26 protein-coding genes and 1 other annotated feature are annotated in these 24,209 nt (G+C 55.5%); of the genes, 16 read left to right on the top strand and 10 right to left on the bottom strand.

Translation table 11 applies throughout. From position 1 onward, the window contains the following. Window positions 1–4 precede the first annotated feature (4 nt). The 6 genes from INT84_RS08810 (at window position 5) to INT84_RS08785 (ending at window position 6,812) form a co-directional block, all read left to right on the top strand. Window positions 5–742 carry a phosphoenolpyruvate-utilizing N-terminal domain-containing protein gene (locus INT84_RS08810; RefSeq protein WP_194206505.1) on the top strand — a complete coding sequence of 246 codons (738 nt, stop codon included), beginning with the start codon at window positions 5–7 and terminating at the stop codon, window positions 740–742. 172 nt (window positions 743–914) lie between these two features. Then, on the top strand, window positions 915–1,232 hold the full coding sequence (locus tag INT84_RS08805) for a PTS sugar transporter subunit IIB (protein WP_194206504.1): 318 nt from the start codon (window positions 915–917) through the stop codon (window positions 1,230–1,232). A gap of 15 nt (window positions 1,233–1,247) precedes the next feature. Continuing rightward, entirely contained in the window at window positions 1,248–2,468 is a 1,221-nt protein-coding gene (locus INT84_RS08800) for a PTS sugar transporter subunit IIC (RefSeq protein WP_194206503.1), read from the top strand. Between the two features lie 56 nt (window positions 2,469–2,524). Next, complete coding sequence (locus INT84_RS08795) at window positions 2,525–3,967, top strand: glycoside hydrolase family 1 protein (RefSeq protein ID WP_228065993.1); 1,443 nt, start codon at window positions 2,525–2,527, stop codon at window positions 3,965–3,967. Window positions 3,968–3,969: 2 nt separating this feature from the next. Beyond that, window positions 3,970–4,881 (top strand): DMT family transporter, encoded by a 912-nt coding sequence (locus INT84_RS08790; protein WP_194206502.1) that lies wholly within the window; start codon window positions 3,970–3,972, stop codon window positions 4,879–4,881. After that, window positions 4,881–6,812 carry a transcription antiterminator gene (locus INT84_RS08785; RefSeq protein WP_194206501.1) on the top strand — a complete coding sequence of 644 codons (1,932 nt, stop codon included), beginning with the start codon at window positions 4,881–4,883 and terminating at the stop codon, window positions 6,810–6,812. The genes INT84_RS08790 and INT84_RS08785 overlap by 1 nt, the downstream gene beginning before the upstream one ends. A 57-nt stretch (window positions 6,813–6,869) precedes the next feature. Here INT84_RS08785 and INT84_RS08780 read toward each other — a convergent pair whose 3' ends face one another. The 4 genes from INT84_RS08780 to dacD form a co-directional block, all read right to left on the bottom strand. Beyond that, the gene (locus INT84_RS08780; protein WP_103674142.1) at window positions 6,870–7,211 is read right to left on the bottom strand and encodes a DUF496 family protein; all 342 of its coding nucleotides are present in this window, start codon (window positions 7,209–7,211) and stop codon (window positions 6,870–6,872) included. Between the two features lie 165 nt (window positions 7,212–7,376). Continuing rightward, complete coding sequence (locus INT84_RS08775) at window positions 7,377–8,435, bottom strand: FUSC family protein (protein WP_194206500.1); 1,059 nt, start codon at window positions 8,433–8,435, stop codon at window positions 7,377–7,379. Between the two features lie 104 nt (window positions 8,436–8,539). Continuing rightward, entirely contained in the window at window positions 8,540–9,007 is a 468-nt protein-coding gene (gene sbmC / locus INT84_RS08770; protein WP_194206499.1) for a DNA gyrase inhibitor SbmC, read from the bottom strand. A gap of 99 nt (window positions 9,008–9,106) precedes the next feature. Next, window positions 9,107–10,279: a serine-type D-Ala-D-Ala carboxypeptidase DacD gene (gene dacD / locus INT84_RS08765; RefSeq protein ID WP_194206498.1), complete on the bottom strand. Its 1,173-nt coding sequence runs from the start codon at window positions 10,277–10,279 to the stop codon at window positions 9,107–9,109. 183 nt (window positions 10,280–10,462) lie between these two features. Here dacD and sbcB point away from each other — a divergent pair, with 183 nt between their 5' ends. Then, window positions 10,463–11,887, top strand: a complete 1,425-nt coding sequence (sbcB, locus tag INT84_RS08760; RefSeq protein ID WP_194206497.1) for an exodeoxyribonuclease I — start codon at window positions 10,463–10,465, stop codon at window positions 11,885–11,887. 23 nt (window positions 11,888–11,910) lie between these two features. Here the strand turns inward: sbcB and tsuB are convergent, their stop codons facing one another. From tsuB to INT84_RS08735, 5 genes are all read right to left on the bottom strand, one after another. Continuing rightward, window positions 11,911–12,138, bottom strand: coding sequence for a thiosulfate utilization sulfurtransferase TsuB/YeeD (gene tsuB / locus INT84_RS08755; RefSeq protein WP_194206496.1), 228 nt, complete (start codon window positions 12,136–12,138; stop codon window positions 11,911–11,913). A 19-nt stretch (window positions 12,139–12,157) separates the two neighbouring features. Further along, entirely contained in the window at window positions 12,158–13,213 is a 1,056-nt protein-coding gene (tsuA, locus tag INT84_RS08750; RefSeq protein WP_194206495.1) for a thiosulfate utilization transporter TsuA/YeeE, read from the bottom strand. 248 nt (window positions 13,214–13,461) lie between these two features. Continuing rightward, window positions 13,462–14,820 carry an APC family permease gene (locus INT84_RS08745; protein ID WP_176919177.1) on the bottom strand — a complete coding sequence of 453 codons (1,359 nt, stop codon included), beginning with the start codon at window positions 14,818–14,820 and terminating at the stop codon, window positions 13,462–13,464. Then, window positions 14,810–14,872 carry a membrane protein YoeI gene (gene yoeI, locus INT84_RS24405; protein ID WP_103674467.1) on the bottom strand — a complete coding sequence of 21 codons (63 nt, stop codon included), beginning with the start codon at window positions 14,870–14,872 and terminating at the stop codon, window positions 14,810–14,812. Before yoeI ends, INT84_RS08745 begins: the two co-directional genes overlap by 11 nt. 284 nt (window positions 14,873–15,156) lie before the next feature. Then, a complete protein-coding gene (locus tag INT84_RS08735) occupies window positions 15,157–15,981 on the bottom strand; it encodes an SDR family oxidoreductase (protein ID WP_194206494.1) in 825 nt (274 codons plus the stop codon). 173 nt (window positions 15,982–16,154) lie between these two features. Between INT84_RS08735 and hisL the strand changes: the two genes are divergently transcribed. Together hisL and hisG are read left to right on the top strand one after the other, a co-directional pair. Next, complete coding sequence (hisL, locus tag INT84_RS08730; protein ID WP_101706263.1) at window positions 16,155–16,205, top strand: his operon leader peptide; 51 nt, start codon at window positions 16,155–16,157, stop codon at window positions 16,203–16,205. Further along, window positions 16,181–16,304: a sequence feature (His leader region), on the top strand. (Overlaps the previous gene by 25 nt.) A 35-nt stretch (window positions 16,305–16,339) precedes the next feature. Next, window positions 16,340–17,239, top strand: coding sequence for an ATP phosphoribosyltransferase (gene hisG / locus INT84_RS08725; protein WP_176919175.1), 900 nt, complete (start codon window positions 16,340–16,342; stop codon window positions 17,237–17,239). A gap of 64 nt (window positions 17,240–17,303) precedes the next feature. On the opposite strand, the gene INT84_RS08720 is transcribed toward hisG, so the two are convergent. Next, on the bottom strand, window positions 17,304–18,059 hold the full coding sequence (locus INT84_RS08720; RefSeq protein WP_194206493.1) for a hypothetical protein: 756 nt from the start codon (window positions 18,057–18,059) through the stop codon (window positions 17,304–17,306). On the opposite strand from INT84_RS08720, the gene hisD reads away from it, so the two are divergent. Genes hisD through hisIE form a run of 7 tightly spaced genes read left to right on the top strand, consistent with a single transcriptional unit; the run spans window position 18,060 to window position 24,176 of the window. Next, a complete protein-coding gene (hisD, locus tag INT84_RS08715; RefSeq protein WP_194206492.1) occupies window positions 18,060–19,364 on the top strand; it encodes a histidinol dehydrogenase in 1,305 nt (434 codons plus the stop codon). Then, window positions 19,361–20,422, top strand: coding sequence for a histidinol-phosphate transaminase (gene hisC, locus INT84_RS08710; protein ID WP_194206491.1), 1,062 nt, complete (start codon window positions 19,361–19,363; stop codon window positions 20,420–20,422). Before hisD ends, hisC begins: the two co-directional genes overlap by 4 nt. Next, the gene (gene hisB / locus INT84_RS08705) at window positions 20,419–21,486 is read left to right on the top strand and encodes a bifunctional histidinol-phosphatase/imidazoleglycerol-phosphate dehydratase HisB (protein WP_194206490.1); all 1,068 of its coding nucleotides are present in this window, start codon (window positions 20,419–20,421) and stop codon (window positions 21,484–21,486) included. The genes hisC and hisB overlap by 4 nt, the downstream gene beginning before the upstream one ends. Beyond that, on the top strand, window positions 21,486–22,076 hold the full coding sequence (hisH, locus tag INT84_RS08700) for an imidazole glycerol phosphate synthase subunit HisH (protein WP_194206489.1): 591 nt from the start codon (window positions 21,486–21,488) through the stop codon (window positions 22,074–22,076). Before hisB ends, hisH begins: the two co-directional genes overlap by 1 nt. Continuing rightward, window positions 22,076–22,813: a 1-(5-phosphoribosyl)-5-[(5-phosphoribosylamino)methylideneamino]imidazole-4-carboxamide isomerase gene (hisA, locus tag INT84_RS08695; RefSeq protein WP_194206488.1), complete on the top strand. Its 738-nt coding sequence runs from the start codon at window positions 22,076–22,078 to the stop codon at window positions 22,811–22,813. The genes hisH and hisA overlap by 1 nt, the downstream gene beginning before the upstream one ends. Further along, window positions 22,795–23,571, top strand: a complete 777-nt coding sequence (hisF, locus tag INT84_RS08690; protein ID WP_194206487.1) for an imidazole glycerol phosphate synthase subunit HisF — start codon at window positions 22,795–22,797, stop codon at window positions 23,569–23,571. Before hisA ends, hisF begins: the two co-directional genes overlap by 19 nt. Then, entirely contained in the window at window positions 23,565–24,176 is a 612-nt protein-coding gene (gene hisIE, locus INT84_RS08685) for a bifunctional phosphoribosyl-AMP cyclohydrolase/phosphoribosyl-ATP diphosphatase HisIE (RefSeq protein ID WP_194206486.1), read from the top strand. Before hisF ends, hisIE begins: the two co-directional genes overlap by 7 nt. Window positions 24,177–24,209 lie beyond the last annotated feature (33 nt).

The raw sequence follows: 24,209 nt of genomic DNA, 5'->3' as shown, positions 1-24,209 counted from the left end.
AATCATGCAGATATTGACAGGTAACGCCGTCTCGCCGGGCATCGTCCTCGCGCCGATCTGGTTCTGGCGTCCGGTTCAGGTTGACGTAACACCGCACCCTGTTGCGGATCCAGCCCAGGAACTGACACGGCTTGAAAACGCCTGTCACGCCGCGTTATCGCAGCTACAGATGCTGGAAGATAAGGTTCGGGCCGAAAAGGGAGACGCCATCGCGCAACTGTTCTCCGCTCACCAGTTCATGCTGGAGGACGATGATTTTCAGCAGGAAATCCGCGACGCCATTGTGCAGCAGCGCGTCAATGCGGTCTGGGCTGTCAGGCGCGCTGGCGACCAGTTTGCCGCGCAAATGGCGGCGATGGAAGACGCCTATTTTCAGGCCCGGGCTGCGGACGTGCGGGATGTCGCGGGGCGGCTTATCGCCCTTCTCTGCAACCATTGCACCACGCCGCCGCCTTTACCCGCAGGCAAAGCGATCCTGTTTGCCGAAGAGATACTGCCCAGCGATACCGTGCAGCTTGATAAGCAGTACATTGCCGCCATTGTCACCCGGCAGGGATCGGCATTGTCTCATAGCGCTATTCTGGCGCGGGCGATGGGGATCCCGGCAATAATGGGCCTGGATGTCGCCGATTTGCCTGCGGCGTGGGAGGGGCTGGACGCCATTATCGATGGCGAAGCGGGACATATTTATCTGACCCCGGATAGCGAAACGCAGCAGCGTTATCACATGAATGCGCTGTAGCCGACATTAACCGGAATAGTTACTGTGATGAAGCTCACTCATTTTCCCGACGTTTTACATCGGTAATTATTTTCACTTCAGCAGTGAAATTGCATATTTGAGATTCATCACCCGGAATAGCAATAATAAAATTACCCTACAGACAAACACTACTATAAAGGTCCACATGCAAATGAAAAAATTAAATATCTTGTTGATCTGCGGCTCAGGGGCATCCAGCGGGTTTCTTGCAGCCAATATTCGTAAAGAAGCTGCCCGCCGCGGCCTTGATTGCACTGTCGTTGCCCGCAGCGAGGCTGAAGTAGAAAGCTATCTTCAGGAAATAGATTGCCTGATGGTCGGCCCCCACCTGAAATATTTAATTCCCGAGCTGGAAGAGAAAGTGGCGACCATGAACATTAAGGTCATCCTGATGGAAAAATCCTATTACTCGCTGTTGGATGGCAGCCTCGCGCTCGACCATCTGCTTGCAGAATTAAATAAAGATTAAGCGGGGCCGGCCAATATGCAGAAATTTATCGACTGGATGGAGGTGCATTTCGCACCGCCAATGAACAGGATCAACCGCAACGTCTGGGTACTGACGCTCAAAGACTCCATCATGCAGGTGTTGCCGATGATACTGGTGGGCTCGCTGGTCACCGTATTATCGATCCTGAAAAATTTTCTCCCGTGGTTCCCCAATTTGTCAACCATATCCAGCTACACGATGGGACTGATCTCGGTGTTTATTGCGTTTCTGATCCCATTCAACTATATGGAAAAAAAGAAAATCAATAAAATGCGTCTGATTGCCGGGATGTCAGGCATCGCGCTGTTCATGATCATCGTTAAGCTACAGGAAGTGCCGGTCCTGCAATTCAAATATTTTGGTGCCGGGGGAATGTTTGTTGCCATTATTGCCGGGATTTACGTTGCGTTTGTGATGGGGATTGCCGGGCGATATTCCTTTTTCAAACAAGACAGCGCCATTCCGGATTTTGTCCGGGTATGGTTTGACGCCATTATTCCGATTCTGGTCGTCACCGTCACCGGTTGGCTCGCCGTTTATATCCTCAAACTGGATCTCTATCAGATCCTGATTAATATTTTCATGCCAATTACCGCTTTCGCGCAAACGTTGCCGGGGTTCCTGTTAATTACGTTCCTCGGCGTATTCCTCTACTCCATGGGCATCAGCGGATGGGTGCTTTTCCCGATCACCAAGCCAATCTTCCTGGCGGGGATTACGGCGAATATGGCAGCCGTAGCCGCGGGCGGCGTTGCGAAAAATATCGTGACCGCGGAAGTCCTTTATTCAGGATGGGTGGCGATTGGCGGTATCGGTGCCACGCTGCCGCTGGTGATTATGCTGGTACGATCCAAATCTCGTCGCCTGAAAGCGCTGGGCTCCGCCTCGCTGGTGCCGGGCATCTTTAATATCAATGAACCGGTCATTTTCGGCGCAGTGGCCTGGAACCCCATATTAATGGTGCCGCTGTGGTTACAGGGTATTATTTTGCCGTTGATTACTTACGTGGTGTTGAGTATGGGTGTCGTCAACATTCCTGCCGCCGTGTTCGATATGTGGTATTGCCCGTTCCCTATTTCGACCTGGATCGTCTCGCAGGACCTGAATGGCCTGATCCTGCTGGCCGTTGTCGCCACGGTGAGTACGCTGATCTGGTATCCCTTCTTCAAAATGTATGAAAAGCAGCAGGTTGCCGCAGAAGCCGCCTCTGTCTGAATGCTGTCCCTCATCCACGTGGCCTGCGGGCCACTGACTAAAAGGAGTCACCTATTTTGACCAGTAAACGTATTCCTGATGGTTTTCCCGAGCATTTTTTATGGGGCGGTGCCGTTGCCGCCAACCAATGTGAAGGAGCCTGGCAAGAAGATGGCAAAGGTTGGTGCGTTGCGGATATTAATCTTTTCCGTAACGATGTCGCGCTGGATAAAAAATATAATGAAGAAATTACTACCGAGGATATTCTGAACGCGATGCAGGATACGCAGGGCGTTTATCCTAAACGCAACGCCATTGATTTTTACCATACTTACAAAGAAGACCTGAAGTTATTAGCCGAAACAGGAATGAATTCGTTTCGTACCTCAATTAACTGGTCGCGAATTTACCCTAACGGCGACGAACAGGTGCCTAATGAAGCCGGGCTGCGTTTTTATGACAAGCTGATCGACGAAATCATCGCCAACGGTATGGAGCCAGTGATCACCCTCTCCCACTATGAGATGCCGCTGCATTTGACCACGGCCTATAGCGGCTGGTATTCGCGTGAGCTGGTGGATTTCTTTGTCCGCTATTGCGAGACGGTGTTTACCCGCTATCAGCACAAAGTGAAATACTGGATCATCGTTAATCAAATTAACCTGATCGTTCATGAATCATTTAACCATCTCGGCATTGCGGAAGATAAAGTCGCCAACCTGGCTGAAGCAAAGTATCAGGGGGTACATAATGAGATGGTGGCCTGCGCGAAGGCGACGGCGATTGCGCGACGGATTAACCCCGAGTTTCGCATCGGTATGATGTTCGCCGACGGCATTAGCTACCCTGCCACCTGTAAGCCCGAAGATGTGCTGGCGACCGTGCGCCGTAACCAGATGGAATATTTTTATGGTGACGTGCTGCTGCGCGGGCGCTATCCGGGATATGCCTTCCGCTATTTCGAAGAGCATAACATTCAGTTGCAGTTCTATCCCGGCGATGAAGAGGCGCTGCATAATACCGCCGACTTTCTGGCCATCTCCTACTATTACACCCGAATCAGCGATGCTGAAAGCGCGTTAAAACGCAAAACCTCGTATGCCAATCCGCATATTCAGGCCAGCGACTGGGGATGGGGTATCGATCCCATCGGGCTGCGCACCAAGCTGAATCTGTACTGGGATCGCTATCAGGTGCCGATCATGATTGCCGAAAACGGAATTGGCGCTTTCGACAAAAAAGAGGAGAACGGTGAGGTTCAGGATGATTATCGTATTGACTATATGCGGTCGCATCTGGCGCAGGTAAAAGAAGCGGTTCGTGATGGCGTGGACGTCATCGGCTATTTCCCGTGGGGCCCCATCGATATCGTCAGTTGTTCGTCGTCAGAAATGAGCAAACGTTACGGTTTTATTTACGTCGATCTGGACGATTATGGCCAGGGTAGCGGTGCACGCAGCCGTAAGAAAAGCTACGGCTGGTATCAGCGGGTGATCGCCAGCCACGGCGAAGAACTCTGATTGTGGTGGCCAGACCAGCCCTGCTGGCTATGACTGCCGGGATCTGCTGGGGAACCTCAGGACTGGTGATGCGCTATCTCAGCGCTTATGGCTTCACTGCGGTCGAGATCGGCACATTGCGCCTGCTGATAGCGGCAGGCGTCGTGTGTATGGTTGCGCTTCGTCGTCCCTCCGGTATGCGGATCGGACTGCGGCAACTGCCGTGGCTGGCACTAATGGGCGCAGGCTGCCTGTTTTTCTACTCGCTATGCTACGTGCTGGCGGTGCAGGCGGTCTCTCTCTCGCTTACCGCCGTGCTGATCTATACCTCTCCGGCAATGGTGATGCTGCTGTCAGCCATGCTTTTGCATGAGCCGCTGACGCGACATAAACTCCTTGCGCTGGCGCTGACGTTTAGCGGCTGTAGTCTGGCGGCGGGGTTATTTCCCGCCACGTTGCATTACTCCTGGCGGGGCGTTGGTTTTGCCCTGCTCGCTGCGCTACTGTATGCCCTGTATGCTGTGCTGGCGAAAAGACAGACCCAGCGCGCTGACGCCGTCACCGTCACCGCCTGGAGTATGCTGTTCGGTGCCGCTGCCGCGCTGGCGACGGTAGATATACCTCACGGCCTGAGCATCCTGCGTGCCGCGCCGGGCTCGCTGTTGTGGGTTGTTGTCATCGGCCTGCTGAACACTGCGCTGCCCTACCTGCTTTATACCCGGGCGGTCAGTGAGGGTGAAGCGAGTCAGGCGGCGATGATGGCCTCGGTTGAGCCCGTGGTGGCAACGCTGCTGGGCATGGCAGTATTTCATGAGATCCCCAGTGTATGGGCCTGTCTCGGCGCGCTGCTGGTCATCAGCGGGCTATGGGTGATGAGCCGCAAACGTGTCTCCCTGAGGGGCGCAGTAAGGCAACGCCAGGAGAATGAAGGATAATGCAAAGTAAGCATCTGAAACTGCTGCGGCTATTTCTCGACAGCGCGGACGCGCTTACCGCGCAGGTACTGGCGACAAACATGTCCGTCAGCGATCGCAGCGTGAAAAACTATATTGCCGAGATCAACGTCCGCGAGCCAGGGCTTATTCAGTCTTCCCATCGCGGCTATGCGATAGATAAAGCACGCGCCATGCGCGTGCTTGCCAGCCATGTGCATAATATGCCCCAGACGCCTGAGGAGCGAGTTAACTATCTGTTGACTCAGTTGCTTAATAGCCGTCAACCCGCGAGCCAACTGCCGGATCTCTATGGTCTCAGCGATATTCTGTGCGTGAGCTATGAGACGGTGAAAAAAGATCTGCTGCTGGTGCGTAAAAAGCTCAAGGATTTTAATCTGTACCTGACGGTAACCAACGATTATCTGGATATCGAAGGCCTGGAACGGGATAAGCGGCGCATGTTTTCCAGCCTGCTTTACGCCGAATTCAGCGCCAACATTCTCAGCCTGGCGGAAATTGGCCGGATTTTTCCGCAGTACGATATCGATCATTTAGTCTCTATCCTGGTCGAGTCCTGCAAAGCCTGGCACTACTTTATTAATGAATATGCGCTGCTCAGCCTGGTACTGGATGTGGTCATCAGTATTGACCGTATCCGTAACGATCATACGTATCATCATAACGGGGCCGCACACGCCTCCCCGGCTGAGAGAAAGTACGATGAACATGAAACCACGCTGGCACGTAAAGTCATCCATGATATTGAGCGGCATTTTGAGGTCGTTTATAACGAGCTGGAGGCGGAAGCGTTAACCGTCGTACTGCTGAGCAGCTTGATCAGAATCGACATGGATGAAATCCACGCCGGCAATATTGAGGCGCTGGCGGGCAAACAGTGTATGGATCTGGTTGCCATCCTGCGCAAAGAGATGCAGCGCTATGATTTCATTGACGGCGATAGCAAGCAGTTTCTGATCCGCTTCACTATCCATATTAAAAACCTGCTGGTACGCCTGCAACACGGACATGTGACGCGTAATCCGCTGACCGACCATATCAAAACCTCCTGTCCGCTGATTTTCGAATGCGCGGTGGCGATTTCAGAAAAAATCCGTCAGGCCACGGGCTTTACGGTCGATGAACATGAGATCGCCTATATCGCGCTGCATATCGGCAGCATTCTCGGCAACCAAATCGCCGAGCAGAATAAAGTCAGCTGTGTGCTGCTGGTTCCGCACTATCACAACCATACCAACCGGCTGATTTCACAAATCGACGGCCTGTTTGGTCAACAGCTGATTATTCGCGCCATCGTGACCTCTTACGAGGAGTTTGAAAATCTGCCCGCGCCTGATTTTCTGATTTCCACCTTACGCATCCCGCAAACCATGATGGAATGGGTGTATATCAATCCGTTCCTCACTGACCGGGATATTTCCGCGCTGCAATATAAAATGGAGCGGGTCAGACAGAAGAAGAGACGCGCCCGGCTACTGGAGAATTTGCAGCTTATCTCCAATGAAAACCTGTTTTTTTATAATCCGCCGCTGACGGATGAAAATGAGGCGATCCCCTTTATGGCCGATGCCTTGCACCGTCACGGCTATGTCGACGCCACGTTTGTCGAGGATGTTTTCGAGCGTGAACGCAGTTACTCCACCACCTTTGGCAATATCGCCGTTCCACATTCGATGAAAATGAACGCGACCAAAACCGGGCTATGCGTGGTGATTAGCGAGAAGACGTTTTCATGGGGCAATAATATGGTCAACGTAGTGCTGCTGTTTTCCATCAACCAGGCTGAGCGTGCGCTGTTTTACGATATTTTCGATAATCTGATTGTGCTGCTACTGGAGCCGCCCAATCTGAAAAAAGCCAGTGAATGCCGAACGTGGCAAGAATTTGTCTCGACGATTATAGACTGTTTTTAAGCCAGAACGGGCACAAAGACGCGTGGCGGTGAGCGCCTGGCCCACCGCCCGTCAGTATTACTCGGCTTTCGGTTCAGCTTCGTGAACTTTCAGCTCGCCCATCACCTTCAGTTTTTTGGAGATCTCACGGCGCTCTTTGGAGATTTCCGCATTTTTGATGATGTAGTCATCCACGCGATCTTCATAGTCGCTTTTCATGTTGGCGATAATGCCCTGAATCGCTTCTACGCTCATCCCCGGCTTGATGTAGTCGCTGAGGTTGTCGAGCAGCAGTACGCGCTTCTGGTTATCACGGATCTTTTTCTCAACGTCCTGGATTTCACGCTGTAGCTTGTTTTTACGACGGAACAAACGAACAAACTCCAGTACGTCCTGAAATGAAGGCTTGGTGGTTTCCATTGCTATACCTCTGATAATTGAGATTCGGATTCGTTAATGCGACAGCCATAGGGTAAACACTACTGAGAGCCATCGCTGAAGACAATCATTTTTACTTTGTCCTTATCATACCGCTAAATGGGGCTGAATCGAAACACCTGGCGCAAAACCGCCGCTGTTTGCAGTTTATTTGCGCAGCGCCCGGCAGATCAGATGCGACAGCAACTCCAGTTGCCGCGCCAGTTCCATGCTCAGCCACACGTAGCCATGTATCGGCGTTTCGGCCAGATCGTCACCTTCATAGTCGACAATCAACTGACGAAGCTCGGCAACAATCTCATTAAGCTTTTCGCTATTGGCGAGGATCGGCTGGGGATTGCCTTCGTACAAGGCATGGGCGATGGTCAGCAGCGTTTGCTGGGTCATCTGCTGGGTTTCGCGCAAAGTATGCGCGTTAAGCATGATGAAATGGCTGGCACGCGAGGCCCAGAAGGCGTTGATTTGCAGCTCCAGGATACACACCAGGTTACGGTTAATGGTCTGGATGGCTTCAAAAATCGACTTCTGGATATGGGTTTCTTTGCTGGCGGGGGTAATCAAGCCGCGCATTTTTACCACGTCGTTAAGCACGTTTTGCTGGCGCTTTTCAAGGCGCGGGCGCTCAACCAGGTTGGGCGAAAACCCGGCCTGATAAAGCCGGTTAAACGTGGTGACATAGTTCGCCATCTGAATGCGCCAGTGTAAAAACGCCCGCTGCGGCCAGATGCCGGTAAAGAGCATTGCCAGCAAGGAGCCGAAGATAACATCGCCGCTTCGCCACAGCGCGGTGTGCATGTCCCCCGCCGGCGATCCTACGACCACCGCCAGAGTAATGCCGATCAGTAGCGCCTGATAAGGCCGCTTGCCGAGCGTCAGCCAGGCGCATAAAAACATCGCTGCCGCACACCAGATCAGCATAACGGGCAACGAATAGCGCTCAAGCTGGAGGGCCACCAGCCCCAGCGCCGAGCCGAGGATCGTACCGCCGATACGCTCAAACGCGCGCGGCACCACGTTACCCCAGAACGAAATCGGCCCCATGATCACCACCAGAGTGATGAGCGGCCACGTCCCTTCCGGGATATCAAACAGTCTTACCAGTAAAAAGGTAAGAATAAACGCCAGCGCGATACGGACACCGTGCACTATCCGGTAGTGACGATACAAACGGATCTCAAAGGGACTTAAGGACTTATCAGCGCGCAAACCCGCTCTCCGGCCACTCGTTCAAAAGCGCAATTGTACCGTTTTTTCCCGGCCATAAGCATCCCATCTGTGCGAATTCCCTCTCAATGGTTAAGGCGATTTTCTTATGCATCCGCGAGCGGGATATACATATCAATATCCCAGTAGCCGTCCGCGTTACCGTCATTCAGGTAAATTTCAAAACAGGGACGAGGGGCAATCTGGTGGTTGTCATCCTGCGACAAACTATCGAAGAACTCACGCCACGGGGTGGCAAAATCATGATTCTCGACCCGCGCGCTGGCGATGGCGTACTGCCCGCCCTCAATCTCGGTGAGGATCACGCCGGGGCTGTTTTCGCCAACGGTAAAGCCCTCTTCCACCCTCACCACCGTCGCACAGCGCAGTTTTTCGGCGGGCGTGTTATCCGGATTATCGTAATAAACCGCCAGCCACTCCTGCGGCTGAACACGCTGGGTATCAACCCACAGCACCAGCTGTTCAAAGCCCTGCTTAACCGTTTTCTCCCAGGGCCCGACGAGGTGAAAACCCGCGACGTTGCGCGTGTCAGCCTGTTCAATGTGATAATCCATGTTGCCTCCCGTTGGATGACGATGATAAAGCCGATGGATTGAGTATGTGTGCTGAAGGGAAGAGATGCAAAAAGCGCCCCCGATGGAGGGCGCTGAAAATCAGGATTTGTGATGCAGATAATCGCTCAGGCGCGAGAACAGTCCGCCTTTCTCCACGCCGTCCAGGGTAGTGAGCGGCATCCTGGCGACGACCTTATCGCGATCGTAGAGTTCGATTTCGCCGATAGTTTGATGAGCGGCAATCGGTGCATCCAGCTCTTTGCCATTCAGCACGTACCGGGCCTTGATATGCTCGATTTCCGTTTTCGGCAGTGCCATCCAGAAATCACGATCCGGGCCAACCGCGACGTTTTCTTTATCACCGTACCAGATGCGCTCGTTGCCAATGGATTTCCCCTTCGTCAGGATCTGCACGGTGGCATAGTTCTGCTGGCCCCAGACGAGAAGTTTTCGTGCTTCATCTTCGCGGCCTTTCGAACTGGCCGCGCCCATAATCACCGCGATCAGCCGCTGATTTCCCTCAACGGCAGAGGCGATCAGGTTAAACCCGGCTCCCGATGTATGGCCGGTTTTCAGACCGTCGATTTTCAGCGTTTTATCCCATAACAGCCCGTTACGGTTCTGCTGAGTAATGCCGTTCCACGTCAGGCTTTTCTCACTGTACATGTGATAAAACTCCGGTTCGCCGTGAATAATGGCGCGGGAAAGCACCGCCAGATCGTAAGCCGAACTGTGCTGACCCGGCGCATCAAGGCCGTGGACCGTTTCGAAATGGGTATCGCGCAGATTGAGCTTCTGAACATAGTTGTTCATCATCTTCACAAGCTGCGGCTGTCCCCCGGCGACATAATCCGCCAGCGCCACGCAGGCATCGTTACCGGAATCGACAATCAGCCCCCGGCTCAGATCGTATACCGTTAAGCGATCGCCGGGTTTAAGGAACATCAGCGACGAGCCGTCAAACACCGGATTCCCCTTCGCCCACGCATCTTTGCCAACGGTCACAACGTCATCTGCACTGATACGGTGGCTATCGATGGCCCGGTCAATGACATAACCGGTCATCAGTTTGGTCAGGCTGGCGGGGTTACGCTGCTGATGTTCGTTCCCGGCGGACAGAATTTGACCGGTGGTGTAATCCATAAGTACCCAGGCTCCTGCCTGCACGGCAGGCGGCTGCGGCGACACGGCAAAGGTATCGGCAGCCAGCGCGGAAGAAATACCCGAAGCGAGTAAAGAAACAGCAATAAACAGACGGCGTTTCAACAGCATATCCTCATTCTATAATTCGCCGTCCTTTTTACGGGAGATCCTGAAAACGTGCCCGGTTAAAGTGCAAGAAAATATGACATCCATCACGGACAGAAACCCGGTACTGGCGCTTACGATGGCTGGCTAAATCGTTTACCATACCGGTGAGTCTCCCTCGCAGCCCATCACGGATTAATCATACCTATGCAAGATACGCCGCATCAGCCAGGATTTTTATTTCACGATTACGAAACCTTCGGCACCAGCCCGGCGCTGGACCGGCCTGCTCAGTTCGCCGCTATCCGCACCGATGCTGATTTTACAGTGACCGGTGAGCCTGAGGTGTTCTACTGCAAGCCCGCTGATGATTATCTTCCGCAGCCGGAAGCGGTGATGATCACCGGCATCACGCCGCAGGAAGCGCTGGCGAAAGGCGATAACGAAGCCACCTTCGCACGCCGCATTCACGACCTTTTTACCGTACCGAAGACCTGCGTGGTGGGCTATAACAACGTGCGTTTTGACGATGAAGTCACGCGCAATATTTTTTATCGCAACTTTTACGATCCCTACGCCTGGAGCTGGCAGCATGATAACTCGCGCTGGGATCTGCTGGATGCGATGCGCGCCTGCTACGCCCTGCGCCCGGAAGGCATTAACTGGCCAGAAAATGACGAGGGCTTGCCGAGCTTCCGCCTTGAACATCTGACCAAAGCCAACGGCATTGAGCACAGTAACGCCCATGATGCGATGGCAGATGTCTACGCGACGATTGCCATGGCGAAGCTGCTGAAAACCAGACAGCCGCGCCTGTTTGACTATCTCTATACGTATCGCGGTAAAAATAAGCTGATGACGCTGATCGACGTGCCGCAGATGAAACCGCTGGTGCATGTCTCAGGGATGTTCGGTGCCTGGCGCGGCAATACCAGCCTGGTCGCGCCGCTGGCGTGGCACCCGGAAAACCGCAACGCGGTGATTATGGTCGACCTCGCGGAAGACGTCTCCGTGCTGCTGGCCCTGGATGCCGATGCCCTGCGCGAACGGCTCTATACCGCGAAGGCCGATCTGGGCGATGCGCTGCCGGTGCCGGTCAAGCTGGTGCATCTGAATAAATGCCCGGTGCTGGCGCAGCAGAATACGCTGCGCCCGGAAGATGCCGACCGTCTGGGGATCAACCGCCAGCGCTGTCTTGATAACCTGAAAATCCTGCGTGAAAACCCGCAGGTACGCGAAAAAGTGGTGGCAATTTTTGCCGACGCCGAGCCGTTTGTGCCGTCGGACAATGTCGATACGCAACTCTATAATGGCTTTTTCAGCGACGCCGACCGGGCGGCGATGAAAATCGTGCTGGAGACCGACCCGCGTAACCTGCCCGCGCTGGATATTACCTTTGCCGATAAGCGCATTGAACGCCTGCTGTTTAATTACCGGGCGCGTAATTTCCCCGGCACGCTGGATGAAGCCGAACAACAGCGCTGGCTACAGCACCGCCGCAATATCTTCACGCCTGAATTTTTACAGGCTTATGCGCAGGAGCTGGAAGCGTTGTGGGGGCAGTATGAAGGAAACAGTGAGAAGCAGGCGCTGTTAAAAGCGTTGTATCAGTACGCGCAGGAGACGGTGTAAGCCGCCCCCCGCGCCGGTCAAACTCAGGCTTTCCTAACGGTAATTGACCAGGCTGCATCGCCGACCTGCTGATAGTCGGTGATGCTGTGCCCCTCTTCTGCGGCCCATTGGGGGATCGCTTCCGTCGCCTGGGTACAGTCAAAGTCGATCACCAGTTCATCACCGCTGTGCATTTCCGCCAGCGCCGCTTTCGCTTCAATCAGTGGGAACGGGCAAACCTGCGTCACCACGTCGAGTTTTTTAATCGCCATTTCTACTCCAGTCAATCAATTAAGCTGCCGCAGCGGCGAGTTTCGCTTTACGCTGCGGACGTACATACAGGAACCAGGACGCCGTCCAGACACCGAGGATCATAAAGGCCAGGCCAATCCAGCCCTGCCAGGTGAGCATGGCGGTCATCACCAGTCCGTTACCGATAGAGCAGCCGCCCGCGATGCTGGCCCCGAAGCCCATCAGCACGCCGCCGGAGGCGCTGCGCAGCGTGGTGCCAACATCGGCGGCACGCACACGGAACTCACGGCTGGCCTTCGCGGCAATAAACGATCCGAGGAAAATCCCCAGCACCAGGAACACGCCCCAGTTGAGGAACTTACTGTCACCCGCGACCAGAAATTGCAGGATATTGGCGGTTGGCGAAGTGATGCCTAAGCCGAACATGCGCCCGGTGGCTTCGCTGAGCGGCCATGCCAGCAGCGCAATCAGTCCAATCAGCGTCGCGGTGAAGAACGGATGCCAGCGCTTTTCGAACAGCAGATGCGCCAGTCCCGTACGGCGCGGCGGCAGCGTCGCGACCTTCAGTTTCGGTTTACGCAGCTCTTTGAGTACCAGCCAGGCAGTGACCACCAGCAGGAGCGCAATCAACGGCCAGACGGAGACATTCAGCGTCTCGGCAATAGAGTTGTGCGCGGTGCTTTGTGTTTTCAGGAACTGGTTCAGCCCGGCGGCGTGCGGGGAGCGCATCACCGCACTCATCACCATGTAAGTCACCAGCGCGATCCAGCTACCAATAAGCCCTTCTCCCGCCCGATACCAGGTGCCGGTGGCGCAGCCGCCCGCGTAGACAATGCCGAGACCAAAGACGAAACCGCCCACCACGGTGCCGAGCCACGGGAATGTGCCCGCGTCGTATTGCAATACGCCCGTCTGGATCAGGGCAAACACGCCGACGCTCTGAATACAGATCGCTATCAGCAGGGCATAGAACATACGGTTATTTTTGGCGATGTACATATCGCGGAAGCCGCCCGTCAGGCAGAAACGGCCGCGTTGCATCACAAAACCTAACAGCGCGCCGCAAAACAGGCCGCTTAATATCATCTGTAACATAGGGAATGCTTAATCCGGAAAATATCAGTCAGTAAATTATTCCTGACCCGTCCGACGCAAACCAATAACCAAAGTCTCTAATACATAACCATGAGTTATAAGACATAAAAAAACCGGAGAACGAGGTCTCCGGTTTCAGGGAATGGTGCCGCTCTGCCCGGCGGCGCTACGCTTGCGCGGGCCTACGGATTATGGTCGTCCGTAGGCCGGGTAAGGCGAAGCCGCCACCCGGCATTCCGCCGCAATTATCAGGCGATATCTTCGTACTGCGGGACCGGGCTGCGGAACACGCGGGTCACACAGGCCAGGTAAACCAGACCAATTGCGCCCCAAATCAGGCCGAGGATCATCGAACTTTCTTCGAGGTTAACCCACAGCGCGCCGACGGTCAGTGCGCCGCACACCGGCAGGATCAGATAGTTGAAATGGTCCTTCAGCGTTTTGTTGCGCTTTTCACGGATCCAGAACTGGGAAATCACCGACAGGTTAACGAAGGTAAACGCCACCAGCGCACCGAAGTTAATCAGCGCCGTTGCGGTAACCAGGTCGAATTTAATCGCCAGCAGCGCAATCGCGCCAACCAGCAGCACGTTCCATGCCGGGGTACGCCATTTCGGATGTACATAGCCAAAGAAGCGGCTCGGGAACACGCCGTCACGGCCCATCACGTACATCAGACGAGACACGCCCGCGTGCGCGGCCATGCCGGACGCCAGTACGGTTACGCTGGAGAAAATCAGCACGCCCCACTGGAAGGTTTTACCCGCCACGTACAGCATGATTTCCGGCTGTGAGGCATCCGGATCTTTAAAGCGAGAGATGTCCGGGAAGTACAGTTGCAGGAAGTAAGAAGCAACGATAAAGACCAGCCCACCAATCAGCGCGGTGAGGAAAATCGCTCTCGGGATCACGCGCTCGGCGTCTTTGGTCTCTTCAGACAGCGAAGAAATACCGTCGAAGCCCAGGAACGAGAAGCAGAGAATAGTTGCCCCGGTGATCATCGGCACGACATGTGCGCCTTCAGACCAGAACGGACGGGTGCTGGTCAGCGTCCCCGCACCTTCACCGTGATCGACACCATAAATGATCAATCCGACAATTACCGCCACGATACCCATTTGCAGGATCACGATCAGGGTATTGAAGTTGGCAACGGTCTTGATGCTGCGCAGGTTAGAGATGGTCATAAAGGCCACCAGCGCGACAACGAAAATCCACGACGGCACGGACGGTACCAGCGCTTCAAAATAGATTTTTGCCAGCAGAATGTTGATCATCGGCATGAACAGATAGTCCAGCAGCGACGACCAGCCAACCATAAAGCCAACCACCGGGCTAATGGATTTCTGGGCATAGGTGTAGGCGGAGCCAGCGGACGGGAAACGACGGACCAGTTTACCGTAGCTCAGCGCCGTAAAGAGGATTGCCACCAGCGCGAAGGCATACGCCGTCGCCACATGACCATCCGTCAAACCAGAGACAATGCCGAACGTATCGAACAGCGTCATCGGCTGCATATAGGCAAGACCCATCATAACAACCGGAATCAGCGTAAGCGTTTTACGCAATTCCACGCGAGAGGTGTTTGGAGTAACGTTATGCGACATGGTCATTCCCCTTTTCGGCGAATGCCGTCGCGTAAACAAAAAATTGCCCCATTTTCTGGATTCCTCAGCGACAACAACTGTCGGTTTTTAGTAAATATCTATCCGGTACGAAGCCCGGCCTCTTGGTATTGAATGAGTGTCTTTATGCAAAAAAATAACCGACGCGTTTAACGTCGGTTAGTTTCATTTTTTGCAGGCGGCGTATTTTGCCCTAAAGAAAGGCGGCCTGACAAGAGAATGCGAGGCAGATCATAAATTAACGGCCACTAACTGCCTGATTTTTAAGCACTGGCGGCATTATTAAAAGTATTAATAGCATTATTTGCTAAAAACACCCTACTCCATCGGCATAACCAGCGGATCGGGGAACTGATAGTCAAAGCCCAGTTCGTGACAAATCCGGCTGCCATCAATCAGTTTTCCTTTATTCTCTTCAGCACCCGAGGTGAATACCGGCGGCTCCAGCCCCAGTTGCCGGGCCATCTGCGGATAAAACACCGCGCGGGACGGATGCTGCGGCGCGCAGATATTATAAATATGCCCGCCTTTAGGTGTCTGAAGCAGTAACGTAATGGCGGCAACAACGTCTTCCAGATGAACCAGATTAACGCCCTGCTGCCCGTCCGGTGCGGTTTTACCGGCAAAGAAACGTCCCGGATGACGCCCCGGCCCAACAAGTCCGGCGAGACGCACGATATCGACGGAGGTTCCCGGCAGATGGTGCAACCAGTCTTCCAGCTCCTTAATCACCCGACCGCTGGCGGTGACCGGCTCACGCGGTGCGTTCTCCTTTATTACCCCGGAGGCGTTACCGTACACTGACGTGGAACTGGTGAAAATAATTCGCTTCACCTGATATGCCAGCGCACTGTCGACGATTTCCTGTACCGCCTGGAAATAGAAGTCTTCACCCGGTCCGCTGCGGCGGGCGGGCAGCGTGATCACCAGCGCGTCAACGTTCATTAACGCGTCAAGATCGTCGGTCTCGCAGACCAGTTCCGGCTCCAGACGCAGCAGATAACTGTCGATCCCGCACATTCGCGCGGCCTCAACCCCATCGGGCGTGGTTTTACTGCCGGCGATCTGCCATCCTCGCGCCGTGAGTGAAAGCGCCAGCGGCATCCCCAGCCATCCTAAACCGACAATTGCGATCTTTTTCACGGCTTATCTCCTTAACGTGACCTGTTATTGATAAGGCTACGCCACCCTGACGGAACTGACAATTCAGTGGGTGAATATGAAATGAGTTAAAGATCAAAAAAATGGCTTGCCATCGACGGGTAACCTGGTTTAGGTTTAAAGCAACACATGAATAAGCATTCATCGGAATTACTATGATCAGCGTTCAATTTAAACACCACCATCATCACCATCATCCTGACTAGTCTTTCAGGCGATGTGTGCTGGAAGACATTCAGATCTTCCAGTGGTGCATGAACGCAAGAAAAAGCCCCCGGAAGATCGCCTTCCGGGGGCTTTTTTTTGGACAGAATTCAGACAGGATAATGAGGACCACAGAATGTTAGATAACACCCGTTTACGCATAGCTATTCAGAAATCAGGCCGTCTTAGCGATGATTCACGCGAATTACTGGCCCGCAGCGGCATTAAAATTAACCTGCATACTCAGCGTCTGATTGCGCTGGCGGAAAATATGCCCATCGATATTCTGCGCGTGCGTGATGACGACATCCCGGGCCTGGTGATGGATGGCGTGGTGGACCTCGGTATTATCGGCGAGAACGTACTGGAAGAGGAACTGTTGACCCGCCGCGCTCAGGGCGAAGATCCGCGCTACTTCACCCTGCGCCGTCTTGATTTTGGCGGCTGCCGCCTGTCGCTGGCAACCCCGGCCGATGAAGCCTGGGATGGCCCGGCGATGCTGGACGGCAAACGTATTGCGACCTCGTATCCACACCTTCTGAAGCGTTATCTCGACCAGAAAGGCATTGCCTTTAAATCCTGTCTGCTGAACGGCTCGGTTGAAGTGGCTCCCCGCGCAGGTCTGGCGGATGCGATTTGCGATCTGGTCTCAACCGGCGCGACGCTTGAGGCGAACGGCCTGCGTGAAGTCGAGGTGATTTACCGCTCGAAAGCCTGTCTGATCCAGCGCGACGGCGAAATGGAAGAAGGCAAACAGCAGTTAATTGACAAGCTGCTGACCCGTATTCAGGGCGTGATCCAGGCTCGTGAATCAAAATACATCATGATGCACGCCCCGACCGAGCGTCTGGAGGAAGTGGTCGCCCTGCTACCGGGCGCGGAGCGTCCGACCATTCTGCCGCTGGCGGGCGATCAGCAGCGCGTGGCGATGCACATGGTGAGCAGTGAAACCCTGTTCTGGGAAACGATGGAAAAACTGAAGGCGTTGGGGGCCAGTTCGATTCTGGTATTGCCGATTGAGAAGATGATGGAGTAAGCGGCTGTGCCAGACGTGCCCGGTGGCGCTGCGCTTACCGGGCCTACGACAGGCAAGCAAAACGTTAATCCATAACAACCGGCAATCCTTCCCAGGCCGGGTAAGGCGAAGCCGCCACCCGGCAGGCAGGCGCAACGACGGATAATCCATCCGTAGGCCGGGTAAGCGAAGCGCCACCCGGCAGGCAGGCGCAAAGGCGGATAATCCATCCGTAGGCCGGGTAAGCGAAGCGCCACCCGGCAGGCAGGCGCAACGACGGATAATCCATCCGTAGGCCGGGTAAGCGAAGCGCCACCCGGCAGGCAGGCGCAAAGGCGGATAATCCATCCGTAGGCCGGGTAAGCGAAGCGCCACCCGGCAGGCAGGCGCAACGACGGATAATCCATCCGTAGGCCGGGTAAGCGAAGCGCCACCCGGCAGGCAGGCGCAAAGGCGGATAATCCATCCGTAGGCCGGGTAAGCGAAGCGCCACCCGGCAGGCAGGCGCAACGACGGATAATCCATCCGTAGGCCGGGTAAGCGAAGCGCCACCCGGCAGGCAGGCGCAAAGGCGGATAATCCATCCGTAGGCCGGGTAAGCGAAGCGCCACCCGGCAGGCAGGCGCAACGACGGATAATCCATCCGTAGGCCGGGTAAGCGAAGCGCCACCCGGCAGGCAGGCGCAAAGGCGGATAATCCATCCGTAGGCCGGGTAAGCGAAGCGCCACCCGGCAGGCAGGCGCAAAGGCGGATAATCCATCCGTAGGCCGGGTAAGCGAAGCGCCACCCGGCAGGCAGGCGCAACGACTGGCGTTCAGCATAAACAGACAGGGTAATCATATGAGCTTTAACACCATCATCGACTGGAACAACAGCACCCCGCAGCAGCAGCGTGAACTGCTGATGCGCCCGGCGATTTCCGCATCCGACAGCATTACCCGTACGGTCGCGGAGATCCTCGACACCGTAAAAACCCGGGGCGACGCCGCGCTGCGCGACTACAGCGCCAGATTCGATAAAACCGACGTCAAAGCGCTGAAAGTAACCGCGCAGGAAATCGCCGACGCCAGCGCTCGTCTGGGTGACGACATCAAACAGGCGATGGCGGTAGCGGTGAAAAACATCACCACCTTCCATAATGCGCAGATCCTTCCCGCCGTGGATGTCGAAACGCAGCCCGGCGTACGCTGTCAGCAGGTCACGCGTCCGGTAGATTCCGTGGGCCTGTATATTCCCGGCGGTTCAGCGCCCCTGTTCTCTACCGTGCTGATGCTGGCAACCCCGGCACGCATCGCAGGATGTAATAACGTCGTACTGTGCTCGCCACCGCCGATTGCCGACGAAATTCTTTACGCCGCGCAACTGTGCGGCGTGCAGAACATCTTCAACGTGGGCGGCGCGCAGGCCATCGCGGCGCTGGCCTTCGGCACCGAATCCGTACCTAAAGTGGACAAAATTTTTGGCCCGGGCAACGCGTTTGTTACTGAAGCCAAACGCCAGGTCAGTCAGCGTCTGGACGGCGCGGCTATCGATATGCCAGCCGGTCCCTCTGAAGTGCTGGTGATTGCCGACAGCGGCGCAACCCCGGATTTTGTCGCCTCCGACCTGCTCTCGCAGGCCGAACACGGCCCTGACTCGCAGGTGATCCTGCTGACGCCGGACGCCGACATGGCGAGTCGCGTGGCGCAGGCCGTTGAACGTCAGCTCACCACTCTGCCACGCGCGGACACCGCCCGTCAGGCGCTCTCCGCCAGCCGCCTGATCGTGGCACAGGATTTAGCCCAGTGCGTTGCTATCTCCAACCAGTACGGCCCGGAGCACCTGATTATTCAGACCCGCAACGCCCGCGATCTGGTTGACAGCATTACCAGCGCCGGCTCGGTGTTTCTCGGCGACTGGTCGCCGGAATCCGCCGGTGATTACGCTTCCGGCACCAACCATGTGTTGCCGACCTACGGCTACACCCGCACCTGCTCAAGCCTCGGGCTGGCAGATTTCCAGAAGCGGATGACCGTCCAGGAGCTGTCGCGCGAAGGCTTCGCGGCGCTGGCGTCGACCATTGAAACGCTGGCGGCGGCTGAACGGCTGACCGCGCACAAAAACGCCGTCACGTTGCGCATGAACGCGCTGAAGGAGCAAGCATGAGTATTGAAGAATTAGCCCGCACCAACGTCCGCGAGCTGGTCCCTTATCAGTCCGCCCGTCGTCTCGGCGGTAAAGGCGACGTCTGGCTGAACGCCAATGAATATCCCGAAGCGGTAGAATTCCAGCTGACCGCGCAGACGCTCAACCGCTACCCGGAATGTCAGCCGAAAGCGGTGATTGAAAACTATGCGCGCTACGCTGGCGTCACGCCGCAACAGGTGCTGGTCAGTCGTGGCGCGGACGAAGCCATTGAACTGCTGATCCGCGCCTTCTGCGAGCCGGGCCAGGACGCGGTGCTGTTCTGCCCACCGACCTATGGCATGTACAGCGTCAGCGCCGAGACCATCGGCGTGGAGTATCGCACTGTTCCGGCACTGGAAAACTGGCAGCTGGATCTCCAGGGCATCGCTGACAAGCTGGACGGCGTGAAAGTAATTTACGTTTGCAGCCCTAACAACCCGACCGGACAAATTATTAATCCCCAGGATCTGCGCGTGCTGCTGGAGATGACGCGCGGTAAGGCGATTGTCGTCGCTGACGAAGCCTATATTGAGTTTTGCCCGCAGGCCTCGCTGGTCGGCTGGCTGAGCGAATATCCGCACCTGGTGATCCTGCGTACGCTTTCCAAAGCCTTTGCGCTGGCCGGGCTGCGCTGCGGTTTTGCGCTGGCGAATGAAGAGGTGATTAATCTGCTGATGAAAGTGATTGCCCCCTATCCGCTTTCCACGCCGGTGGCGGATATTGCAGCCCAGGCGCTCAGCACGCCGGGTGTTCTCGCCATGCGCGAGCGCGTACAGCAAATCCTTGATGAACGTCAGTATCTGGTTGACGCCCTGCAAAATATCCCCTGCGTGGAGCAGGTATTTCCGTCAGAAACCAACTATATTCTGGTGCGGATCACCGCATCGAGTGCGGTGTTTAAATCTTTGTGGGATCAGGGCATTATCTTACGTGATCAGAATAAACAACCCTCTTTAAGCGGCTGCCTGCGTATTACTGTCGGCACCCGGGAAGAGTCTCAGCGCGTCATTGACGCCTTAAGTGCGGAGAAGGTATGACACAGAAGTATCTGTTTATCGATCGCGATGGAACGCTGATTGCCGAGCCACCCAGCGATTTTCAGGTCGATCGTTTCGACAAACTGGCCTTCGAGCCAGAGGCAATCCCGGCGCTGTTAACACTCCAGAAAGCCGGATTTAAGCTGGTGATGATCACCAATCAGGACGGACTGGGTACTGACAGTCTGCCGCAGGCCGACTTCGACGGCCCGCATAATCTGATGATGCAGATTTTCTCTTCGCAGGGCGTTCAGTTTGAAGAGGTGCTGATTTGCCCGCACCTGCCTGCCGATAACTGTGACTGCCGCAAGCCGAAAACCCGGCTGGTGGAAGCGTGGCTGACGGATGGCGTGATGGATAAGGCGCAAAGCTATGTGATTGGCGACCGCGCGACCGACATTCAGCTGGCGGATAACATGGGCATTACCGGGCTGCTCTATAATCGCGATACCCTGAATTGGTCGGCCATCAGCGAACAGCTTACCCGCCGTGACCGCTATGCGCATGTTGAACGCAGCACCAAAGAGACGCAGATCGACGTGAAGGTCTGGCTGGACCGTGAAGGCGGCAGCAAAATGAACACTGGCGTCGGCTTTTTCGATCATATGCTCGATCAAATCGCCACCCACGGCGGCTTTCGTATGGAAGTACAGGTGAAAGGTGATTTATACATCGACGATCACCACACCGTCGAAGATACCGGCCTGGCGCTCGGCGAAGCGCTGAAACTGGCGCTAGGCGACAAGCGCGGCATTAACCGCTTCGGCTTTGTCCTGCCGATGGACGAATGCCTCGCCCGCTGCGCGCTGGATATTTCTGGTCGTCCGCACCTGGAGTATCGCGCCGAGTTTACCTATCAGCGCGTCGGTGATTTAAGCACCGAGATGGTCGAACACTTTTTCCGCTCGCTCTCCTACACCATGGGCGTGACCTTGCACCTGAAAACCAAGGGCAAAAACGACCACCACCGTGTCGAGAGCCTGTTTAAAGCCTTTGGCCGCACGCTACGTCAGGCGATCCGTGTCGAAGGCGACACTCTTCCCTCCTCTAAAGGGGTGCTGTAATGAACGTCGCGATTCTGGATACCGGTTGTGCCAACCTGAATTCGGTTAAGTCTGCGATACTGCGCCACGGCTATGAGCCGGTGGTCAGCCGCGATCCGGATGTGGTGCTTCGTGCCGACAAGCTGTTCCTGCCGGGTGTCGGCACCGCGCAGGCCGCGATGGATCAAATCCGCGAGCGTGAACTGTACGATCTGATCAGAGCCTGCACCCAACCGGTGCTGGGGATCTGCCTGGGCATGCAGCTGCTCGGCAGCCGCAGTGAAGAGAGTAACGGCGTCGAGCTGCTGAATATCATTGATCAGGACGTACCGAAGATGACCGATTTCGGTCTGCCACTGCCGCACATGGGCTGGAACCAAATCTATCCGCAGGCGGGCAATCGCTTGTTTCGCGGCATTGAAGACGGTGAATGGTTCTATTTCGTGCATAGCTACGCCATGCCAGTGAATACCTGGACTATTGCCCAGTGCCACTACGGCGAGCCGTTTACCGCCGCCATTCAAAAAGATAACTTTTACGGCGTGCAGTTTCATCCGGAGCGCTCCGGTGCGGCGGGCGCGCAACTGCTGAAAAATTTCCTGGAGATGTGATGATCATTCCGGCTTTGGATTTAATTGACGGCACGGTCGTCCGCCTCCATCAGGGTGACTACGCGCAGCAGCGTGATTATGGTAGCGACCCGCTGCCCCGGCTACAGGATTACGCCGCGCAAGGCGCTGAGGTCTTGCATCTGGTGGATTTAACCGGGGCGAAAGATCCGGCGAAGCGCCAGATTTCGCTGCTCAAAACGCTGGTGGCGGGCGTCAATGTCCCCGTGCAGGTCGGCGGCGGCGTGCGAAGCGAAGAGGACGTAGCAGCACTACTGGCGGCGGGTGTCGCCCGCGTAGTGGTTGGCTCCACGGCGGTCAAATCGCCGGAGACTGTTAAAGGCTGGTTTGAACGCTTTGGCGCGGACGCGCTGGTGCTGGCGCTGGACGTGCGCATCGATGAACAGGGTAACAAGCAGGTGGCGGTCAGCGGCTGGCAGGAAAATTCCGGCGTCTCCCTTGAAGCGCTGGTGGAGACCTATCTGCCGGTAGGGTTAAAACACGTCTTGTGTACTGATATCTCTCGCGACGGCACCCTGGCAGGCTCGAACGTCTCATTGTACGAAGAAGTTTGTGCGCGTTACCCGCAGGTGGCGTTTCAGTCCTCCGGCGGCATTGGCGATATTAATGATATTGCCGCATTACGCGGCACCGGCGTGCGCGGCGTGATTGTCGGACGCGCGCTGCTGGAAGGTAAATTCACCGTGAAGGAGGCCATCGAATGCTGGCAAAACGGATAATCCCCTGTCTTGACGTGCGCGATGGTCAGGTGGTGAAAGGCGTACAGTTTCGCAACCATGAGATCATCGGTGATATCGTGCCGCTGGCCCAGCGCTACGCGGCGGAAGGCGCGGATGAACTGGTGTTTTATGACATCACCGCCTCCAGCGACGGACGCGTGGTCGATAAAAGCTGGGTATCCCGCGTCGCAGAAGTGATTGATATCCCCTTCTGCGTCGCCGGCGGGATCAAATCCATCGAAGACGCGGCGCAGATCCTCTCCTTCGGCGCGGATAAAATCTCCATCAACTCCCCTGCCCTGGCCGACCCGGAGCTAATCACCCGTCTGGCGGATCGCTTTGGCGTCCAGTGCATTGTGATTGGCATTGATACCTGGTTTGATGAACAGACCGGCAAGTACCATGTGAATCAGTATACCGGTGACGAAAGCCGCACCCGCATAACGCAATGGGAAACTCTTGACTGGGTACAAGAAGTGCAAAAGCGCGGCGCGGGCGAAATCGTACTGAATATGATGAACCAGGACGGCGTGCGCAACGGTTACGATCTTGAACAGCTTAAAAAAGTGCGCGAAGTCTGTCACGTTCCTCTGATCGCCTCCGGCGGCGCGGGCACAATGGAGCATTTCCATGAAGCCTTCCGTGATGCCGACGTTGACGGTGCGCTGGCGGCCTCCGTCTTCCACAAACAGATCATTAATATTGGTGAATTAAAAGCGTTTCTGGTGACACAGGGCGTGGAGATACGAGTATGTTAACTAAGGAACAACGCGCAGCGCTGGACTGGGAAAAGACCGATGGGCTGCTGCCGGTGGTAGTACAGCACGCGGTGTCCGGCGAGGTGTTAATGCTGGGCTATATGAACCAGGATGCGCTGGCGAAAACAGAAGAAAGCGGCAAGGTCACCTTTTACTCACGCACGAAGCAGCGCTTATGGACTAAAGGCGAAACCTCGGGCCATTTTTTAAATGTGGTGAGCATTACGCCAGATTGCGATAACGACACCCTGCTGGCGCTGGTTAACCCCATCGGACCGACCTGCCACAAAGGCACCTCCAGCTGCTTCGGCGAGGCCAGCCATCAGTGGCTATTTTTGTATCAGCTCGAACAGCTACTGGCCGGGAGAAAAACAGCCGATCCTGCGAGCTCCTATACGGCGAAACTGTATGCCAGCGGGACTAAGCGTATTGCGCAGAAGGTGGGAGAAGAAGGCGTGGAAACCGCACTGGCCGCCACGGTGCACGACCGCGAGGAGCTGACCAACGAGGCGTCGGATTTGATGTATCACCTGCTGGTGCTGTTGCAGGATCAGGAGCTGGATTTGACGGCGGTGATTGAGAATTTAAGAAAACGTCATCAGTAACGTTGATAAAAAAATAGCGCCTGTTGGCGCTAT

Source organism: Superficieibacter sp. 1612_C1 (genome assembly GCF_015234305.1).
Classification (GTDB): domain Bacteria; phylum Pseudomonadota; class Gammaproteobacteria; order Enterobacterales; family Enterobacteriaceae; genus Superficieibacter.
This window is presented reverse-complemented; position numbering and strand designations above follow the sequence as displayed.